A 17,477-nucleotide genomic window follows, 5' to 3' on the forward strand; every position below is an offset into this window, starting at 1 on the left:
CGCAGACTGACTCCCTGACCTTATGGGGAGGCAGCCATGGAACAGATCCGCGTCGCCGTCCAGGCGACCGACCCGCTCAGCCACGCCGGCCTCGCCGCGTTGCTCCAGTTCCGCGGCGACCTCACCGTAGTGCGCAATGCCCAGCGAGCGGAAGCGGACGTGCTGGTCGTGGCCGCGGAGAGGCTCAGCACCGAAGTCGTGGCGACGCTGCGCCGCGCGGGTGCCGAGACCGGCGCTCCGGTTGTGCTGGTGGTCGGCGAGATCGACGAGGGTGACTTGCTGACTGCCGTCGAATGTCGCGTGGTGGCCATCCTGCCGCGCGGCGCCGTCTCGGCCGACCGGCTGGCCCACAGCGTGAAGGCGGCCGCCTCGGGCGGCGGCGTGCTGCCCCCGAATCTGGTCGGTGAGCTGCTCAAACACGTCGAACGCATGCAGCGCGACGTGCTCACCCCGAACGGGCTGAACGCCTCCGGGCTGACCCCGCGCGAGATCGACGTGCTGCGCCTGATGGCCGACGGCTTCGACACCAACGAGATCGCCGGCAAGCTCTGCTATTCGGAGCGGACCGTGAAGAACGTGATCTATGGCGTCACGCACCGGCTGAAGTTGCGCAACCGATCCCACGCTGTGGCATATGCGCTTCGCGCCGGCATGATTTGAGAGTTGGCTGGGGTCATGGATGCCCCGGTGAAGCTCAAGCCCGGCGACCGTGTCGCCGTCGTCTCGCCCTCGTGGGCCGGTCCCGGGGTGTTCCCGGCCGTGCACGAGCAGGCCATGCGCAGGATCCGCGACGACCTCGGCCTGGAACCGGTCGAGTTCCCGACCACCCGCAAGCCCGGCTCACCGGCCGCGGCGCGGGCGGCCGACCTCATGGCGGCCTACGCCGACCCGGCCATCCGGGCCGTCTTCGCCACCGTCGGCGGCGACGACCAGATCACCGTGCTGCCGCACCTCGACCCGGCGCCGTTCGTGGCCGACCCCAAGCCGTACTTCGGCTACTCCGACAACACCAACCTGCTCAACTGGCTGTGGATGCACGGGGTGGCCGGCTATCACGGCGGCTCCACAATGGTGCATCTGGCGCGGGGCGGCGGCATCGACGCCGAGCACCTCTCGTCGCTGCGGGCCGCCCTCTTCGAGACCGTGGACTTCCCGATCGAGCCGGTGGCCGGGTTCAGCGACGAGGACGAGAGCTGGCGGGACCCGGCCACGCTGACCACCTCGAAACCCAAGGTGCCCAGCCCGGGGTGGCACTGGCACCAGCCGGACAAGGTGGTGACCGCGCCGACGTGGGGCGGCAACCTCGAGATCCTGCACTGGAACCTGGCCGCCTCGCGGTGGATCCTGCCGCCCGAGCGCTACGCGGGCTCGATCCTTCTCCTCGAGACGTCGGAAGAGATGCCGCCGGCCGAAGAGGTCTTCCGGATGCTGCGCAACGCGGGCGAGCGTGGCCTGCTCGAGCAGTTCCCGGTTGTGCTCTTCGCGGCGGCCAAGGCCAGCCACGGCGCGCACCGCCCGCCGCCGGAAGAGCGCGCCCGTTACCGCGACGAACAGCGGGAGGCGACGCTCAAGGCGCTGGCTACCTACAACCCCGCCGCGATGGCCGTGTTCGGGATCGATTTCGGACACACCTCACCGCAGTGGATCCTGCCCCACGGCGGCCGGATGACCGTCGACGGTCCCGGCCGCCGCATCGTCGCGCACTTCTGATCAGGCGACCCGTTCGGGCACCTGAGGCTGCGCGGGCGTCGAGCCGGGGTCGCAGAAGGTGCGGGCCGGCGGGTGGGCCGGCAGCCTCGTCGGCACCAGCAGGAAGGCCAGCACGGCCCCGGCCACCATCAGGCCGGCGCAGATCATCATCGTGTTCCGGTAGACCGGCTCGAGCTGGGCGGCATCGGTCAGGCTGCCGCCGCCCAGCCCGGCCGCCAGCGGCAGCACGGCCACCGCGAGCAGGCCGGCCGCCCGGGCCACGGCGTTGTTGACGCCCGAGGCGATGCCGGCGTACGAATCCTCCAGCGCCCCCAGGGCCGTCGCGGTCAGCGGCGCCACCAGCGTCGACAGGCCCAGCCCAAAGATGATCACCGAGGGCAGCACGTCGGTCCAGTAGTTCGCCCCGGGCCCGATGCGCGACATCAGCACCAGGGCGACGGCGCAGATCACCGGGCCCACGGTCATCGGGATGCGCGGGCCGATCCGCTGCGACAGCCCACCCGCGCGGGCCGACAGCACCAGCATGAGCGCGGTCGTCGGCAACAACGCGATGCCACTGGCCAGCGGCGAATAGCCGGACACGACCTGCAGATTGATCACGAACAGGAAGAAGACGCCGCCGTTGGCCGCGTACACCACGAAGGTGACCAGGTTGGCCCCGCTGAAGGCCTTGTTGGCAAAGATACGTACGGGCAGCATCGGGTGGGCCGCCCGGCGCTCGTACATCACGAAGGCGACCAGCGAGGCGACGCCGACGGCCAGCGAGACCAGCACCACGGGACTGCCGGGCCCGTCCATGGGCCAGGCCGTGAAGCCGTACGTGAGACCGGCCAGCCCGAGTGCGCCGGTGAGCACGCCGACCACGTCGATGTTGCGCGCGGCCGCCGGGTTGCGCGACTCGGGCACGTGCTTGGCGCCGACCCAGATCACGATCGCGGCCAGCGGCACGTTGATGAGGAAGATGTAACGCCAGTCGCCGATGTCGACCAGCCAGCCGCCCAGGAACGGGCCGAGCGCGCCGCCGATGCCGCCCAAGCCGGACCAGGCGCCGATCGCCTTGCCACGGTCCTCGCTGGTGAACGACGCCTCCAGGATGGCCAGCGCGCCCGGGGTGAGCAGCGCGCCGCCGATGCCCTGCAGGATGCGGGCGAAGATCAGCGTCTCGATGTTGGGCGAGAAGCCGCAGAGCAGCGAGGCCAGGGCGAACCAGGCGACGCCGAGCAGGAAGATGCGCTTGCGCCCGTAGCGGTCGCCCAGCGAACCGCCGAGCAGGACGAGCGAGGCCAGGCTGAGGGCATAGCCGTTGACGGTCCACTGCAGACCGGCGGCGTCGGCGCCGAGATCACGGCCGATCTCGGGCAGCGCGATGTTGACGACGGTGGAGTCGATGAAGGCGAGGCTCGAGCCGAGGACGGTCGCGAGCAGCACCCACCGGCCGGCCGCCGTGCTGTACCGGACCGGTTGACCGGTCGTCAGATCCATGCGGCGACAGTAACCCTGAGCAGCCCCGAAAAGGATCGGTCGAGCGACTGGTGAGCCTGTGTGCCTCACTACTCCGCCGAGCCGTCACATCTGGCGATGGTGTCTTGTCGGGCGAAGGTGAACATAGGGTGGGATGCATGATGCGTGCAGCCGTCTTCAATGAGCCTGGTCCGGCCTCCGTCCTGCAGATCGTCGATCGGGATCTGCCGCCGCCCGGGCCGGGTGACGTGCGGGTGCGGATCGTGTTGTCAGCGGTCAACCCGACCGACACCGGCACCCGGGCCGGCAAGGGGGTGCCGGACGGTGTCGCGCCGCCGCGGGTGCCGAACCAGGACGGGGCCGGCGTGGTCGACGCGGTCGGGGACGGGGTGCAGGGGCTCGAACCGGGTGACCACGTCTGGGTGTGGGACGCCGGCTACGGCCGCGAGAACGGCACCGCGCAGGAGTACGTCGTGCTGCCCCGCCGCCAGGTCGTGCGGATGAACGAGGACGTCCCGTTCGAGGTCGGCGCCGCCCTGGGCATCCCCGCGCTGACCGCCCACCGCTGCCTCACCCTGGCCAGCGACGGGCCCGAGCGGTTGGAGCCGGGTGCGCTCGAGGGCCGCACCGTGCTCGTCGCGGGCGGGGCGGGCGCGGTCGGCAACGCCGCCATCCAGCTCGCCAAGTGGGCCGGCGCGACCGTGCTGACCACCGTCTCGTCCAAGGAGAAGGCCGACCTGGCCACGGCGGCCGGGGTCGACGCGGTGATCAACTACCGCGAGGAGGACGTGACCGCCCGGGTGCGCGAGCTCAGCGAGACCGGGCCCAACGTCATCGTCGAGGTCAGCACCGACAACCTGGGCCTCGACCTCGACGTGATCGCACCCGGCGGCAACATCGCGATCTACGTCGGCGGCAAGTTCACCATCCCCAGCTTCAAGGCGATGCTCAAGAACGCCAGCCTCGACTTCGTGCTGACCTACACCACCTCGGAGCAGGAGAAGGACAACGCCGTGGCCGCGGTGGCCGAGGCCGTGAACGCCGGCGCCTTCCGGGTGGGGGAGGAGGCCGGGCTGCCGATCGTCCGCTTCCCGTTCGAGCAGGTGGCCCAGGCCCACGAGGCCGTCGAGCAGAACGCCGTGGGCAAGGTCGTCATCGAGGTGACTGCGCCTTAGCCAGCAGCGCGTCGGCCACTCGTTCCACGCCGCGGCCGTCCACCGCCGACCAGGCCCGCTGGGCCAGTTCGGTGCGGGCGGCCGCGTCGGTCAGCAGGTGGTGCAGGGTGTCCACGGCGTCGGCGCCCAGGTGGCCGAGCCGGCCGAGCCCGGCGCCGTAGCCGCGGGCGATCGTCCGGTCGTACCCCAGGATCTGGTTGTCGACCACCCAGACCAGGGCGGCCGGCAGACCCAGGCAGAGCAGCTCCCAGGTCGACGTGCCGCTGGCGCTGACCGCGAGGTCGGCCCCGGCCAGCAGCTTGGGCAGGTCGTCGGTGGGCGCGACGATGTCGAAGCGCTGTCCCTCGGCCGGCACGACCGCGTGCAGCTCGTCGCGCAGGCTCTCGTTGGCGCCGATGATCGTCGCCTCGAACGGCGCCCCGGTCTGAGCGAGCCGGACGGCGATCTCTGGGGCGGCCCGGTAGGCGTCGGTTCCGCCGAAGAAGGCCACGACCTTGGGCGTACGCGATGACGTGTGCACCGGTGGGGCCGAGGGCCGCAGCTCGCGTACCGAGCTGCGCAGCAGCGCGTAGTCGAGCCCGGCCAGGCCCAGTGCCCCCTCGACGTCGACCACCGAATCGAGGTTCTGGTCGACGTAGATGTCGGCTGTCTGACCGCGGAAGTCCCCGTCCACGATCGCCAGCACCGGGCGGCCGGTCGCACGGACCGCCACCGAGTGCGACGGCGGCAGCGTGTACGAGTCGATGACCAGCGCGTCCAGCTCGAGCCGCTCGACCTGCGCCACCAGGGCGGCGTCGTCGGCCGGGGGCGGGAACCAGGGCAGGCCGCGCTGGGTGAGCTGGGACTCGGCCCACTCGACGCCGCCGAGGTCGCTCAGGAAGACGACCGCGACGCCGCGGGAGACCAGCTCCTCGGCCAGCGCGACACACCGGACGAGATGACCGACGCCGGTGCGGGCACCGGCGTCGCAGCGAATACCGACGATCGTCACTGCTACGCCTGCACCAGGGCCTTCTGGAGGACGTGCGCGTTCAGCTCGATCAGCTCGGGCCGCCCGGCCAGCCAGTCGGTCAGCTTGCGCACCGAGATCGGCTCGTCGCCGAAGTGCGTGACGATCGCCTCGATCAGCTTCCAGTCGTCCTCGGTGTCGAGCGTGAGGCGCAGGTGCGACAGGTCGGGCTGCAGGGTCAGCCCGAGCACGTCGAACTTCTCGGAGTGCGTGTAGATGTACGACGTCACGTGGGTGCGGTGGTGCTCGGTGGCCAGCGCGTCGATCTCGCGCAGGATCGGCGTACGGACGATCTCGACGTCCAGCCCGCGGGGCAGCGTCTTGGTGATCGACGTGGTCATGTAGTCGACGCCCGCGGCCAGAAAGACCCGGTGGGTGAGCGCGATCAGCTCGGGGTCGAGCAGCGGCGAGTCCGCGGTGAAGCGGAGCACGATGTCGCTCTCGTGCTCGTCCAGCACGCCCAGGAAACGGTCGAGCACGTCGTCGACCGAACCCCGGAAGCACGGCACGCCGATCGCGGCGCACTCGGCCGCCACGGCGTCGTCGTCCGCCTCGGTCGTGGTGGCCACCACGACCTTGTCGAGCACGCCGCTCTGCTGGGCGGCGTAGACGACCCGCTCCAGGACGCTGCGGCTGCCCAGCTTGCGCAGCACCTTGCCGGGAAGCCGGGAAGAGCCCATCCGGGCCTGGATGATGCCGAGGGTTGTCATGAAAGTCCTTTTCGAAGGCGATTGCGTGCCTTGCGGGCAACTCCCATACCCAGCTTCGCGACGCGGAAGCCGACGGAGCCGCTGAAGGTCGCGATCTGCATACGAGCCTTACGAAGTTCCTTGTCCTTCTTCACGAGCTCACGCTCGAACCGCTGGGCGCGGGATTCGGCGTCGGCCAGTTGCCGCCGCAGTGCTCGGATCTGCTCCTCTTGTTCCCGGCGTGAGGCCGGGAGTGTATCCACCGCCGGCACCTGCTCGTCCGGGGAAGGCAGGCCGGCGGCGCCGTGCAAGATCGCCGTCAGGGTCGGAAGATCGGTGGCGGCGGGCCAGGGGTGCGCGTAGCCCCCGCCGAGCAGCGTCTGCGCGAACCGGCGGATCACGTCGGTCGGCGGCGGGACGCTCGGGTCCAATATCGCGTACGTGTCCTGGTCGACCACCACGTTGTCGGCGGCGGCGCCAGGCTGTGCGGAGGCCCAGCCGGTGAGCAGCCGCCGCACGATCGGCAGATCGTGCCGCAGGCAGGCGGCCAAGAGCAACTCCTCCAGCAGGCGACCCGCCGGGAGTGGCCCGTTCAGGCCAGAAACGTCGCGACCAGGAACTTCGCGCAGTACACGGCGGGTCCACGGGCCGTCATCGCCGGACCTCAGCTCGATCACCGGGCCGTCGCCGATGAGCACGGGCGGCAGGTCCGGGGCGGCGGCCGGACCCGGTTCGCGGTGGGCCACGACGAGCCAGGCGGCGGCCAGCTCCAGGCCCAGTCCGTCGCGCACGGCCGCGGCGGCGAGCCGGCGGGGGTCGCTGAGAACCTCTTTCCCGGCGTACGCGCGAGCGGCGGCACTGGCGGTCAGGGCGGACAGCACGCCGGCCGGCCCGTCCCGCAGCGCCTCGGCCGTGGCAATCAGGGTGGGCGCCTCGGGCACCGGCCAGGCCGCGCCGAGCCAGCCCACGGTCAGCCCCTCGGTGGTCAGGTGGGCGGCGAGGCGGTCCGCGTTGCCGGGCTTGGAGCCGAACTCGCCGAGCGGGCTCCAGTCGCTGTCGGTGCGGGCCGCGGTGGCGCTGCCCAGGTCGACCAGCCGGTGCAGGCCGAGCTCGTTCTCGACGGCGAGCAGCAGCGTGCCGCCGGGGTGCAGCGCGTGGTGCAGCGCCCGCAGGCATTCGGCCCAGTCGAGCTGCGGTCCCTCGACCGAGCAGAGCCGGCCGAGCCCGTCCAGCGCCACGACAGCGTCGTACTGGTCGTCGCCGGTGAGCTTGGCCAGCGAGCCGCAGAGCACGCGCAGGCCGCGGGCGTCCAGGGCAATCGCCTCGGGCTGAGAACGGACCAGGCAGGTGACCGGGAAGCGGGCGGCCAGCGCGTCGATCAGGGCGTCGTCGTGCGGCCCGGCGATCAGCACGCGCGCGTCGGCGGGCAGCCGCTCGGCGAGGAAACCCAGCAGGGCCCCGCCGGCGCGAGGCCGGTCCTCGGTGAAGGAGGGCATCTCGCCCCCGATCATCTCGATCACGCGGGCACCCTAGCTGTCGCCTTCGAGAAGTGTTCCGTCCACCCCAGCATGGCCCGCAATTCGGCTGGAGACGCGACAAACCCCTCACCCAGCTCGGCCAGTGCCGAGGCGCGGGCGGCTTCGGGGTCGAGGTGCTTGCCGTGCAGCTCGGGCCAGTCGCGGCGGATCCGGGCGGCGGTGGGTGCGTCCTCCCGGTCGAGCTGCATCGGGTCGCCGTAGACGGCCGGTTCGCAGCCGGCCGCGACGCCGTGGAAGATCGCGCTGCTGAGCCGGTTGGACGCCACGCGCTTGTGCCGCCGCAGCTCGGTCAGCTGCTTGTCGAGGAAGTGGCGGTCGGTGTCGAGCCACTGCCGGCCCCGATAGCCGTGGCAGACGACCCGGCCGTACTGCTCGTACGCCGTACGCACCTGATCGTCGCGATACTCGTTCCAGTACAGGCAGAAGGTCACCGGGCCTGCCTCGGTCTCGAGGATCTCGTCGACCTGGCGCTGGTGGTCACCGAGGACCTTCTGCTGCTCCCAGCCGTGGAACGGGTAGTAGATCGTGCCCTCGCGGGCGGGCGCCTCCGCGGCCTCGGGCCGCAGGGCAAGCAGGTAGAGAAAAGGAGCGCCGATGACCGTGGCCTGCCGGCGCCCCATCGACCACGCGCGTCGTCTCGTCCGCTCGGAGTAGACGAAGATGGGCCGGCCCGGCACATACGGCGTGCCGAGGCCGAGCCCGTCCACCACGTTCCAGCCGTGCTGCACATAGCCGTCGATCCGGGGCGGTTGCTCCGGATCGAGGCCGCAGTACTCCGCGAGGATGTGCGCGTGGCCGTAGAAGTGGTTGGCGTGGTGCACCGGACTAGCTCCCGAGGATGGTCCGCAACGCCTCGACGACCCGGTCCTGGTCGGCATCGCTGAGGTCGACGAAGAGCGGCAACGACAGCTCCTCAGCGTAGAAGGCCTCGGCGACCGGGCACATCCCGCGCTGGTAGCCCAGGTCTTCGAAGACCGGGTGCCAGTACACGGGGATGTAGTTGACCTGGACGCCGATGCCGGCCTCGCGCATGCGCTCGAAGACCTCGCGCCGGCGGCCCCCGAGCACCCGCACCGGGTACAGGTGACGCAGCGGGTCGACGCCCTCACGCTGGATCGGCAGGCGCAGACCCGGCACGTCGGCCAGCAGCTCGTCGTAGCGCGCGGTCAGCTGCTGGCGGCGGGCCTTGAACGCGGCCAGCCGCTTGAGCTGCGAGCTGCCGAGCGCGCAGAGCACGTCGGGCAGCCGGTAGTTGTTGCCGAACTCGTGGACCTCTTGGTGCCACGGGCCCTCGTCCGGGTAGCGCATCACGTTCTTGTCGCGCACCAGGCCGATCGTGCGGAAGGTGCGGGCCCGCTGCAGCAGGTCGGGCCGGATCGACGCCACCGCGCCGCCCTCGGCCGTCGTCAGGTTCTTCGTGGGGAAGAACGAGAACGTCGTGAGGTCGGCCAGGGTGCCGACCGGGCGGCCGTGGTAGGTCGTCCCGATCGAGTGGGCGGCGTCGCCGATCAGCACCGCGCCGGCGCCCTCGGAGATCTTGCGCAGGGCGTCGTACTCGGCCGGGTGGCCGGCGTAGTCGACCGCGGCGATCGCCTTCGTGCGTCCGGTGGTCAGCGCCTCGACCGCGGCCGGGTCGATGTTGGCCGTCTCGTCCTCGACGTCGGCGAAGACGATCTTGGCGCCGAGCAGCGCGGCCGAGGAGGCCGTGGCCACGAACGTCATCGGGGTGGTGACGACCTCGTCGCCGGGGCCGACGCCGGCCGCCGCGTACGCGGTGTGCAGCGCGGTCGTGCCGTTGGTGACGGTGACCGCCGGCGCGCCGGCGATCGCCTCGATGTCGGCCTCGAACTGCGCCACCCGGGGGCCGGTCGTCAGCCAGTCGCTGCCGAGGGCGGCCACGACCGCCTCGACATCGGACTGGTCGATCGACTGCCGTCCGTACGGCAGCATCAGTTCTCCTCGAGCAGCTTGCGCATGTCCTCGACGGAGAGCCACAGGTCGTTGTTGTCCGAGCGGTAGTTGAAGCCGTCCTCGACCTCCTGGCCACCCTCGGGCGCCTCGTAGCCCCAGCTGGCCACGACCGGCTGCACCACGTAGCGGTCGGGGAAGCGCAGCGTGCGGCGGCTGTCGTCGGAGGCGATCATCTCTTCGTGCAGCTTCTCGCCCGGCCGGACGCCCATCTCGTGGGTGGCCGAGTTCGGCGCCACGGCCTCGACCAGGTCGAGGATCTTCATGCTGGGGATGCGCGGGACGAACAGCTCGCCACCCTGCATGACGTCGAACGAGTCGACGACGAACTTCACGGCTTGGGGGAGCGTGATCCAGAAGCGGGTCATCCGCTTGTCGGTGATCGGCAGGCTCTTGCCCTCGGCGGCGAGCTTGCGGAACAGCGGGACGACCGAGCCGCGGCTGCCCATAACGTTTCCGTAACGAACCACCGCGAGGCGGGTCGGGTGGGTTGCCGCGTAGTGGTTGCCGGCGATGAAGAGCTTGTCGGCCACCAGCTTGGTCGCGCCGTACAGGTTGATCGGGCTCGACGCCTTGTCGGTGGAGAGCGCGACGACCTTCTTGACGCCCTTGTCGATGGCGGCGTCGATCACGTTCTGTGACCCGTTGATGTTCGTCTCGACGAACTCCGAGGGGTTGTACTCCGCCGTGTCCACCTGCTTGAGGGCGGCCGCGTGGACCACGTAGTCGACACCGTGCATGGCGCGCTCGAGGCGGGCCTTGTCCCGGATGTCGCCCAGGAAGAAGCGCAGGCGCGGGTCGTCACCGAACATCTGCCGGAGCTCGTACTGCTTCAGCTCGTCCCGGGAGAACACGACGATGCGCTGGGGGTCCAGGTGGGTCAGGGCGTAGTTCAGAAACGCCTTACCGAAGGACCCGGTGGCACCGGTGACCAGGATCGACGATCCGCTGAGTACAGACACTTGATTTTCTCCCGGGGGGTGGGCAGGACGCAGTACGAGGCGGAAGCATAACCACCTCACCAGCCGATTCGCGGGCCAACATCAAACGCTAACCGTAGTTCATCGGGGCTTCCGCTAGCATTAACGACTTCGTCGACACTTGCGACGAACTTGAGAGGCCTCTGTCCACCCGCCCCCCTTTGGGAGTACCACCGTGAGTAACCTGCAGCGACTGCGCGAGGCGTTCCGCACCTCCCTGGACCTTCCGGCGGATGCGCCCGTGGACGAACTGCAGTACCAGGACAACGAGAAGTGGGATTCCCTGGCGCACATGTCCCTGGTGGCGGCGCTCGAGGACGAGTTCTCGGTGATGATTGACACAGACGACGTCATCAACATGTCCAGCTTCACCGAGGCGGTCAGCATCCTCGGTAAGTACGGGGTCGACTTCAATGAGTGATCGGGCGGCCCTGGTCACAGGCGCCTCCCGCGGCATCGGCCGGGCCACCGCCACGCGTCTCGCGGAGCGGGGTTACGACCTCGTTGTGCACGGCCACCGCCCCGAGTCGATCGCCCCGGTCGCCGAAGAGCTCGCCGGCAAGTACGGCGTGACCGTGGTCAGCGGCCACGGCGACATCGGCGAGCCCGAGACGGCCAAAGAGCTCACCCAGCTCGCGTTCAAGAACTTCAAGCGCCTGGACGCGCTGGTGATCAACGCCGGCACCCACGCGGCCGGCATGCTCGGCATGACCGACGACGCCACCATCCAGCGGCTGTTCGCGGTGAACTCGGCCGGCGCGGTCTACACGCTGCGCGGGGCCGCTCGCCTGCTCGCCCGGGGCACCAACCCGGCCGTCGTGCTGGTCTCGTCGATCACCGCCTCGCGCGGCATCGCCGGCCAGGCCGTCTACTCGGCCTCCAAGGCCGCCGTGGCCGCGCTGGCCAAGTCGGCCGCCAAAGAGCTCGGCGCGCAGGGCATCCGGGTCAACGCCGTCGAGCCGGGCTTCATCGCCACCGACATGCTCGACACCCTTGACGAGAAGGGCCGCCAGGAGCGCATCGCCGACACGGCCCTGGGCCGGCTGGGTGAGGCCGACGAGGTCGCCGACGTGATCACGTTCCTCCTCTCCGAGCAGGCCCGGTTCGTGACCGGCCAGGTGCTCGGGGTCGACGGAGGACTGACGCTGTGAATCTGTTCCACCCGGGTGCTCGCGTGATCGACGCGGTCACCGGCGAGACGCTGACCGAGGACATGATCGCCGCGGCCGAGGCGCAGCTGGCCGGCGAGCCCGGCGGTGTCGTGTTCCTGCCGATGCAGACCACGCTGCCGGTGGTCGCCCGCTACCTCGCGGCGCTGCGGCTGGGCCGTCCGGTGCTGCTGCTCGACCCGGAGCACGACAACGCGTCCTTCGTCGAGCGGTTCACCACCACCGAGGTGCACCCCGACCTGGCGGTGCTGCTCACCACCAGCGGTTCGACCGGCAACCCGAAGCTGGTGCGGCTCACTGCCGACGCCGTGCGGACCAACGCCGAGCAGATCGCCGAGGTGCTGGGCATCACCGGCGATGAGGTGGCTGTCACCACGCTGCCGCTCTTCTACTCGTTCGGCATGTCGGTGCTCAACTCGCACCTGATCAAGGGCGCGACGATCGTGCTCGAGCGCACCGGCATCATGCAGCGCGACTTCTGGACGGCGGTGAACGAGCACGGCGTCACCTCGCTGGCGTTCGTGCCCTCGCAGTACGAGATGCTGCGCCGCCTGCGCTTCGACCCGGCCAAGTACCCGACCGTACGCAGCCTCACTCAGGCCGGCGGCCGGCTGCGCACCGACCTGGTGACCGACTTCTCCGAGCGCATGGCGACGGTCGGCGGCAAGCTCTACGTGATGTACGGCCAGACCGAGGCCGGCCCGCGCATGGCCACGCTGCCGCCCGCCCGCCTGGCCGAGAAGCTGGGCTCGGTCGGCCAGGCGCTGCCCGGCGGCGAGTTCACGATCGAGGACGACGAGGTCGTCTATCGCGGGCCGAACGTCATGATGGGCTACGCCGAGACCGCCGCCGACCTGGCTCTGGGCGACGTCCAGGGCGGGGTTCTGCGCACCGGCGACCTGGGCCGGGTCGACGACGAGGGCTTCCTGTTCATCACCGGGCGCATCAAGCGGATGGCCAAGGTCTTCGGCGTCCGCATCAATCTGGACGACGTCGAGAAGAACTTTCCCGTGGCCGCCGTGGCCGGCGACGACAAGCTGGTCGTTTTCGCCGTCGGCGCCTCGGACGACGAGGTGCGCGACCTCAGGACCAAGATCGCCGAGTGGCTCGGGACACATTTCTCCGGCGTGATCGTGCGTAGTGTTGAGGCGCTGCCGCTGATGCCCAACGGCAAGACCGACTATCGGGCGCTGGAGTCCTCGCTGTGAGTAGTGTCTTCACCCTGTCTCAGGCCGCGAAGGAAGAGGTCCTGCTCAAGGAGCTCTCCGCGCTGACCGAACACCACCGGGAGAACTGCGAGCCGTACGCGCGAATCCTCGCCGCCAACGGCTACCAGGGCGCCACCTCGGTCGAGGGCCTGCCCTGGCTGCCGGTTCGCCTGTTCAAGAACCTGGAGCTCAAGAGCATCCCGGACGACGAGGTGTACAAGGTCCTCACGTCCAGCGGCACCACCGGGGCCGAGGTCAGCAAGATCTACCTCGACAAGGCCGCGGCCGGCGAGCAGACCCGCAAGCTGGGCGCCACCGTGCAGTCGGTGCTCGGCCCCAAGCGGCTGCCGATGATCCTGGTCGACACCAAGGCCATGCTGAAGGACCGCAAGTCGTTCAGCGCCCGCGGCGCCGGCGTGCTCGGCATGTCGAACTTCGGCCGCAACCACGTCTGGGCGCTCGACAACGAGGGCCACGTCGACGTCGAGGCGCTGAAGGGCTTCCTCGAGCAGTACGGCGACGAGCCCTTCCTGATCTTCGGCTTCACCTACCTGGTCTGGCTGCACCTGTACGAGGTCGCGCTCGAGAACGATCTCGACCTCAGCAACGGCATCCTGATCCACTCGGGCGGCTGGAAGAAGCTGGTCGACCAGGCCGTCTCGCCCGAGGAGTTCCGCAAGCGGCTGGCCGCCGTCGGGCTGACGAAGGTGCACAACTACTACGGCATGATCGAGCAGATCGGCACGATCTTCCTCGAGGGCCCCACCGGGGGCTCGCTCTACTGCCCCGACTTCGCCGACGTGGTGATCCGCGACCCCGAGACGTGGGCCGAGCAGCCGGTCGGCAAGCCGGGTCTGATCGAGGTCATCAGCACGCTGCCCACCTCGTACCCCGGCCACGTGCTGCTCACCGAAGACCTGGGCGTCGTGCACGGCGTCGACGACGGCGACTGGCCCGGCAAGCGCTTCTCGGTGCTCGGCCGGCTGCCGCGGGCCGAGGCGCGGGGCTGCTCCGACACCTACCGGGAGGCGGCGTGATCCAGTACCGCTTCGGCGCGGAGGGCGACCTCACCGCGCCCTCCGACGACCGTCTGACCGTCGGCGACCCCCGGGTCATCGACTTCCTGGGCAAGCTGGCCCGCAAGCTGCTCGTGCCCGCGGTGGCCCGGCGGCACCCCGAGCTGGGCTCGCTCGGCTTCTTCCTGCGGCCGGCCGAGCTCAACCGCACGGTCAAGCACCTGCAGCGGGAGGACGCGATCGTCTTCCCCCGGGGCAACGTCTTCCACATCCCGCCGGCCAACGTCGACACGATCTTCGTGTACTCGTGGGCGCTCTCGGCCCTGGCCGGCAACCACAACGTCGTACGGATCTCGGAGCGCTCGGCCACCGCGGCCGACACGATCCTGACCGCGCTGAACGAGGTGCTGGCCGACGCCGACCCGGTGATCGGTCGCACCCAGCGCATGATCACGTACGGCCGGGACGACAAGGTGACCGCGGCGCTCAGTCAGTGGGCCGACCTGCGGGTCATCTGGGGCGGCGACTCGGCCGTCGAGGCGATCCGCAAGCACCCGCTGCGCCCCTCGGCCCGCGACCTCACCTTCCCCGACCGCACGTCCTGGGCGGCGCTGTCGGCCGACGGGTGGCGCAAGGCCGAGCCGGCCAAACGGCGTGACGCGGTGCTGGCCTTCACCAACGACTCGTACTGGTTCGACCAGGCGGCCTGCTCGTCGCCGCGCACGGTCTTCCTGGTCGGCGAGAACACCGACGACGTCCGCGAGGAGTTCATCGAGCTGCTGCTGCAGATGGTGGACCAGCGCGGGTGGGAGATCGACGCCGCCATGGCCGTCGAGAAGCGGGTGAACGCCTACGGGCTGGCCGCCACCGGCGCCGTCTCGTCGATGGCGTTCCCGGCCAACTCGGTCACCTCGATGTCGCTGAACGCCGTGCCCGACGCGCCCCGCCGCTGGATCGGGGCCGGGGCCTTCCCGTTCGCCCAGGTCGGCTCCCTGCTCGAGCTGGTGCCGGCGATGAACCGGCAGGACCAGACGTTCAGCCACTTCGGCTTCTCGCGGGACGAGCTGCGGGAGTTCGCGCTGGCCCTCGGCGGGCGTGGAGTCGACCGGATCGTCCCGTTCGGGTCGGCTCTGACCTTCGGTTCGATCTGGGATGGCTACGACCTTCCACGCGAATTCACCCGGTTGACGACACTCGTAGAGTGACCGCTGTGCTCGAGGCTGCCGAGGCGGCGCCGGCGACCACCATCCCGCGCCCCTCGGCAGTTCCCCGCCGCCCCTCCACCGTCTACCGCCGGCTGCGGACGCCCCTGGCGATCCTGCCCTGGTTCTTCCCGGCGGTCACGCTCGTCGTGACGCTGCTCGACACCGGCGTATCGGGCCGCGACATCGCGATGTACGCGTTCTACTTCACCGTCGATGTCGTGCTGCCCGGCACGCTGGTCTTCCGGGCCCTGCGCGGCAGCCGCGGCAACGTGCCCGAGGACGTCGGGCTGGGTGCCGCCACCGGCCTGCTGATCATGCTGGGCTCGTGGGCGCTGTCGGCCGCCCTCGACAAGTTCGTGCTGCTGCCCTGGTGGCCGGCCCTGATCGTGGTTCCTTTCCTGGCTGTGCCCCGGTTGCATCGCTATTGGCGGGTGAGCCGGCCCCGCCCGCTGCCGCTGCGCTGGTCGTGGCTCGTCGCGGCCGGGCTCGTGCTGCTGGTGCTCTCGGAGTTCCCGGGCTGGACCAACACGCCGCTCCCGCCCGCCGGGGGCATCATCTACCAGGACCTTTATTACCATCTGGCGCTCATCCACGAGATGATGCGGCCGATGCCGTTCCAGGTGCCGCAGATGTCCGGCACCCCGCTGCACTACCACTACCTGTCCGACGCCGACATCGCCGCGGCCAGCATGATCACCAAGATCGACCCGGCCGTCGTGCTGATGCGCCTGTGGATCGTGCCGGTGGCGGGCACGGCGGTCGTCGTGATGGCGGCGCTCGTGCGCTCGCTCAGCGGCAAGTGGTGGGCCGGCGCGCTCGGCGGCACCGCCTCCATCCTTGGCCTGCCGTTGCTGCTGGGCACGGCCTACACCCCGCTCGGCGGCAGCCCGGTCAACGCCGAGAGCCCGTCCCAGACGTACGTGTTGCCGTTGCAGGCGCTGATGGTCGTGCTCACGGTCGACGTGCTCCGCGGCCGCCCGCTGCGCTGGGGCTGGGCGCTGATCTTCCCGCTCGCCCTGGCCTGCGCCGGCGCCAAGTCCAGCGCCCTGCCGCCGTTCATCGCCGGGCTGCTCGCCGCCACCGTGGTCGTGCTGATCGGCTACCGGCGGCGGCTGCTGCCCGTGCTCACGCTCTTCGCCCTCACCGTGGCCGGCGTCGGGCTGGGCTTCCGGCTCTTCGCCGGCGGCGGCGCGGGCACCCTCGGCTTCCAGCCGCTCTCGGTCCTGTACTGGATGGCCCCGTACCGCGACACCATCGGCCACGAGGACGTCATCGACGGTTCCCGTTTCCTTCTGTACGGGGTGGAGACGACCGGCACGGCGGGGCGCCTGTTCATCGCCGGCCTGCTGATCTGGTGGCTCGCCATGCAGTCACCGCGCATGCTGGCCCTGCTCGGCATCGTCACCGGCACGACCAAGCGCGAGCCGTCGATCTGGCTGCTGGCCGGCATGACCGCGGCCGGTTTCGGCGCCACCTTCCTGCTGTGGCACCCGTCGGCCAGCCAGGTGTACTTCTACACCGGGGCGGCGCCGTTCGGCACGGTCGCGGTCGCCTGGGTCATGGCCGACCTGGCCCGGGGCTGGAAGGCCGTGTTCGCCGGCGCGCTGGCCGGCGGCACCTGGGCGCTGCTGGCCCCGCAGATGTACGCGCCTCGGATGGACCGGGTGGTCAACTGGATCTTCGTGCTGGCCGAGCCGCTGATCCGCACCACGATCATCGCCGTCGGCCTGGCCGCGATCGGGCTGATCCTGCACAAGGTGATCAAGGGCCGTACGCCGTGGCGGGCGGTGCTGCCGGCGCTGCTGGCCGCCGTGCTCGCGGCCGGCCTGGTCGGCGGGGCCAAACGCCAGATCGAGGACGTCGACACCACCCTGGCCGCGGTGCCGACCGGCCTGCGAGACCCCGGCAAGCTCGTGCTGAGCGGCGAGATGGCGGCCGCCCAGTGGCTCGACCAGAACGCCGGCCGGGACGACGTGGTGGCCACCAACGTGCACTGCATCCCGATCGACTGGACCCAGAGCTGCGACTCCCGCGCGTTCTGGGTGGCCGGGCTGGCCGGGCGGCGCACCGTGATCGAGAGCTGGGGCTACACCGACGAGGCGGTCGCCGCGGACGGGGTGAACGGCGAGCGCTACTTCAAGCAGCCGGCTCCGGACACCATGCGATACCTGCTCAACCAGCGGGTGTTCGCGCACGGCCAGCCCGAGGACGTGGCCGAGCTCAAGCGGCTCTACAACGTCAAGTGGCTCTTCGCCGACGATCGGGCCGGTCGCTCGGCCAACCTGACCGAGGTGGCGACGCTGCGCTACTCGTCGGGGCCGGTCTCGGTTTATGAGTTGCCCTGACCCG

16 protein-coding genes are annotated in these 17,477 nt (G+C 70.5%); 9 read left to right on the forward strand and 7 right to left on the reverse strand.

From position 1 onward, the window contains the following. The first annotated feature begins 36 nt into the window (after window positions 1–36). Both OWR29_RS05810 and OWR29_RS05815 read left to right on the forward strand, forming a co-directional pair. Entirely contained in the window at window positions 37–660 is a 624-nt protein-coding gene (locus tag OWR29_RS05810; RefSeq protein ID WP_267561455.1) for a helix-turn-helix transcriptional regulator, read from the forward strand. Window positions 661–675: 15 nt separating this feature from the next. Further along, a complete protein-coding gene (locus OWR29_RS05815) occupies window positions 676–1,710 on the forward strand; it encodes a S66 family peptidase (RefSeq protein ID WP_267561456.1) in 1,035 nt (344 codons plus the stop codon). Here OWR29_RS05815 and OWR29_RS05820 read toward each other — a convergent pair whose 3' ends face one another. After that, window positions 1,711–3,192 carry an MFS transporter gene (locus OWR29_RS05820; protein ID WP_267561457.1) on the reverse strand — a complete coding sequence of 494 codons (1,482 nt, stop codon included), beginning with the start codon at window positions 3,190–3,192 and terminating at the stop codon, window positions 1,711–1,713. Between the two features lie 140 nt (window positions 3,193–3,332). On the opposite strand from OWR29_RS05820, the gene OWR29_RS05825 reads away from it, so the two are divergent. Next, on the forward strand, window positions 3,333–4,346 hold the full coding sequence (locus OWR29_RS05825; protein ID WP_267561897.1) for an NADPH:quinone reductase: 1,014 nt from the start codon (window positions 3,333–3,335) through the stop codon (window positions 4,344–4,346). On the opposite strand, the gene OWR29_RS05830 is transcribed toward OWR29_RS05825, so the two are convergent. From OWR29_RS05830 to pseB, 6 genes are read right to left on the reverse strand one after another with little or no spacing between them, the layout of a single operon-like run. Further along, window positions 4,324–5,337 (reverse strand): PseG/SpsG family protein, encoded by a 1,014-nt coding sequence (locus OWR29_RS05830; protein ID WP_267561458.1) that lies wholly within the window; start codon window positions 5,335–5,337, stop codon window positions 4,324–4,326. The two genes, OWR29_RS05825 and OWR29_RS05830, sit on opposite strands and share 23 nt — an antisense overlap. A gap of 2 nt (window positions 5,338–5,339) precedes the next feature. Further along, complete coding sequence (locus OWR29_RS05835; protein WP_267561459.1) at window positions 5,340–6,065, reverse strand: cytidylyltransferase domain-containing protein; 726 nt, start codon at window positions 6,063–6,065, stop codon at window positions 5,340–5,342. Further along, window positions 6,062–7,555 carry a class I SAM-dependent methyltransferase gene (locus OWR29_RS05840; RefSeq protein WP_267561898.1) on the reverse strand — a complete coding sequence of 498 codons (1,494 nt, stop codon included), beginning with the start codon at window positions 7,553–7,555 and terminating at the stop codon, window positions 6,062–6,064. Before OWR29_RS05840 ends, OWR29_RS05835 begins: the two co-directional genes overlap by 4 nt. 5 nt (window positions 7,556–7,560) lie before the next feature. Next, a complete protein-coding gene (locus OWR29_RS05845) occupies window positions 7,561–8,403 on the reverse strand; it encodes a hypothetical protein (RefSeq protein ID WP_267561460.1) in 843 nt (280 codons plus the stop codon). 4 nt (window positions 8,404–8,407) lie between these two features. Further along, window positions 8,408–9,532: a DegT/DnrJ/EryC1/StrS family aminotransferase gene (locus tag OWR29_RS05850; protein ID WP_267561461.1), complete on the reverse strand. Its 1,125-nt coding sequence runs from the start codon at window positions 9,530–9,532 to the stop codon at window positions 8,408–8,410. Then, window positions 9,532–10,512, reverse strand: a complete 981-nt coding sequence (pseB, locus tag OWR29_RS05855; RefSeq protein WP_267561463.1) for a UDP-N-acetylglucosamine 4,6-dehydratase (inverting) — start codon at window positions 10,510–10,512, stop codon at window positions 9,532–9,534. Before pseB ends, OWR29_RS05850 begins: the two co-directional genes overlap by 1 nt. Before the next feature lie 193 nt (window positions 10,513–10,705). Between pseB and OWR29_RS05860 the strand changes: the two genes are divergently transcribed. From OWR29_RS05860 to OWR29_RS05885, 6 genes are read left to right on the forward strand one after another with little or no spacing between them, the layout of a single operon-like run. After that, window positions 10,706–10,951 (forward strand): acyl carrier protein, encoded by a 246-nt coding sequence (locus tag OWR29_RS05860; protein ID WP_267561464.1) that lies wholly within the window; start codon window positions 10,706–10,708, stop codon window positions 10,949–10,951. Further along, the gene (locus OWR29_RS05865) at window positions 10,944–11,681 is read left to right on the forward strand and encodes an SDR family NAD(P)-dependent oxidoreductase (RefSeq protein WP_267561465.1); all 738 of its coding nucleotides are present in this window, start codon (window positions 10,944–10,946) and stop codon (window positions 11,679–11,681) included. Before OWR29_RS05860 ends, OWR29_RS05865 begins: the two co-directional genes overlap by 8 nt. Beyond that, window positions 11,678–12,907 carry an AMP-binding protein gene (locus OWR29_RS05870; RefSeq protein WP_267561466.1) on the forward strand — a complete coding sequence of 410 codons (1,230 nt, stop codon included), beginning with the start codon at window positions 11,678–11,680 and terminating at the stop codon, window positions 12,905–12,907. The genes OWR29_RS05865 and OWR29_RS05870 overlap by 4 nt, the downstream gene beginning before the upstream one ends. Then, on the forward strand, window positions 12,904–13,944 hold the full coding sequence (locus OWR29_RS05875; RefSeq protein WP_267561467.1) for a LuxE/PaaK family acyltransferase: 1,041 nt from the start codon (window positions 12,904–12,906) through the stop codon (window positions 13,942–13,944). The genes OWR29_RS05870 and OWR29_RS05875 overlap by 4 nt, the downstream gene beginning before the upstream one ends. Further along, window positions 13,941–15,128, forward strand: coding sequence for an acyl-CoA reductase (locus OWR29_RS05880; RefSeq protein WP_267561468.1), 1,188 nt, complete (start codon window positions 13,941–13,943; stop codon window positions 15,126–15,128). The genes OWR29_RS05875 and OWR29_RS05880 overlap by 4 nt, the downstream gene beginning before the upstream one ends. Next, on the forward strand, window positions 15,125–17,473 hold the full coding sequence (locus tag OWR29_RS05885; protein ID WP_267561469.1) for a hypothetical protein: 2,349 nt from the start codon (window positions 15,125–15,127) through the stop codon (window positions 17,471–17,473). Before OWR29_RS05880 ends, OWR29_RS05885 begins: the two co-directional genes overlap by 4 nt. The last annotated feature ends 4 nt before the right edge of the window (window positions 17,474–17,477 follow it).

The sequence above is a fragment of the Paractinoplanes pyxinae genome, from assembly GCF_026626335.1.
Classification (GTDB): Bacteria; Actinomycetota; Actinomycetes; order Mycobacteriales; family Micromonosporaceae; genus Actinoplanes; species Actinoplanes pyxinae.

What these genes read in the sequence shown, in the direction of transcription:
- OWR29_RS05835 (WP_267561459.1), bottom strand. Translation starts at nt 6,065, where the DNA reads ATGACAACCCTCGGCATCATCCAGGCCCGGATGGGCTCTTCCCGGCTT.
- OWR29_RS05815 (WP_267561456.1), top strand. Translation starts at nt 676, where the DNA reads ATGGATGCCCCGGTGAAGCTCAAGCCCGGCGACCGTGTCGCCGTCGTC.
- OWR29_RS05865 (WP_267561465.1), top strand. Translation starts at nt 10,944, where the DNA reads ATGAGTGATCGGGCGGCCCTGGTCACAGGCGCCTCCCGCGGCATCGGC.
- OWR29_RS05825 (WP_267561897.1), top strand. Translation starts at nt 3,333, where the DNA reads ATGCGTGCAGCCGTCTTCAATGAGCCTGGTCCGGCCTCCGTCCTGCAG.
- OWR29_RS05810 (WP_267561455.1), top strand. Translation starts at nt 37, where the DNA reads ATGGAACAGATCCGCGTCGCCGTCCAGGCGACCGACCCGCTCAGCCAC.
- OWR29_RS05820 (WP_267561457.1), bottom strand. Translation starts at nt 3,192, where the DNA reads ATGGATCTGACGACCGGTCAACCGGTCCGGTACAGCACGGCGGCCGGC.
- OWR29_RS05850 (WP_267561461.1), bottom strand. Translation starts at nt 9,532, where the DNA reads ATGCTGCCGTACGGACGGCAGTCGATCGACCAGTCCGATGTCGAGGCG.
- OWR29_RS05840 (WP_267561898.1), bottom strand. Translation starts at nt 7,555, where the DNA reads ATGATCGGGGGCGAGATGCCCTCCTTCACCGAGGACCGGCCTCGCGCC.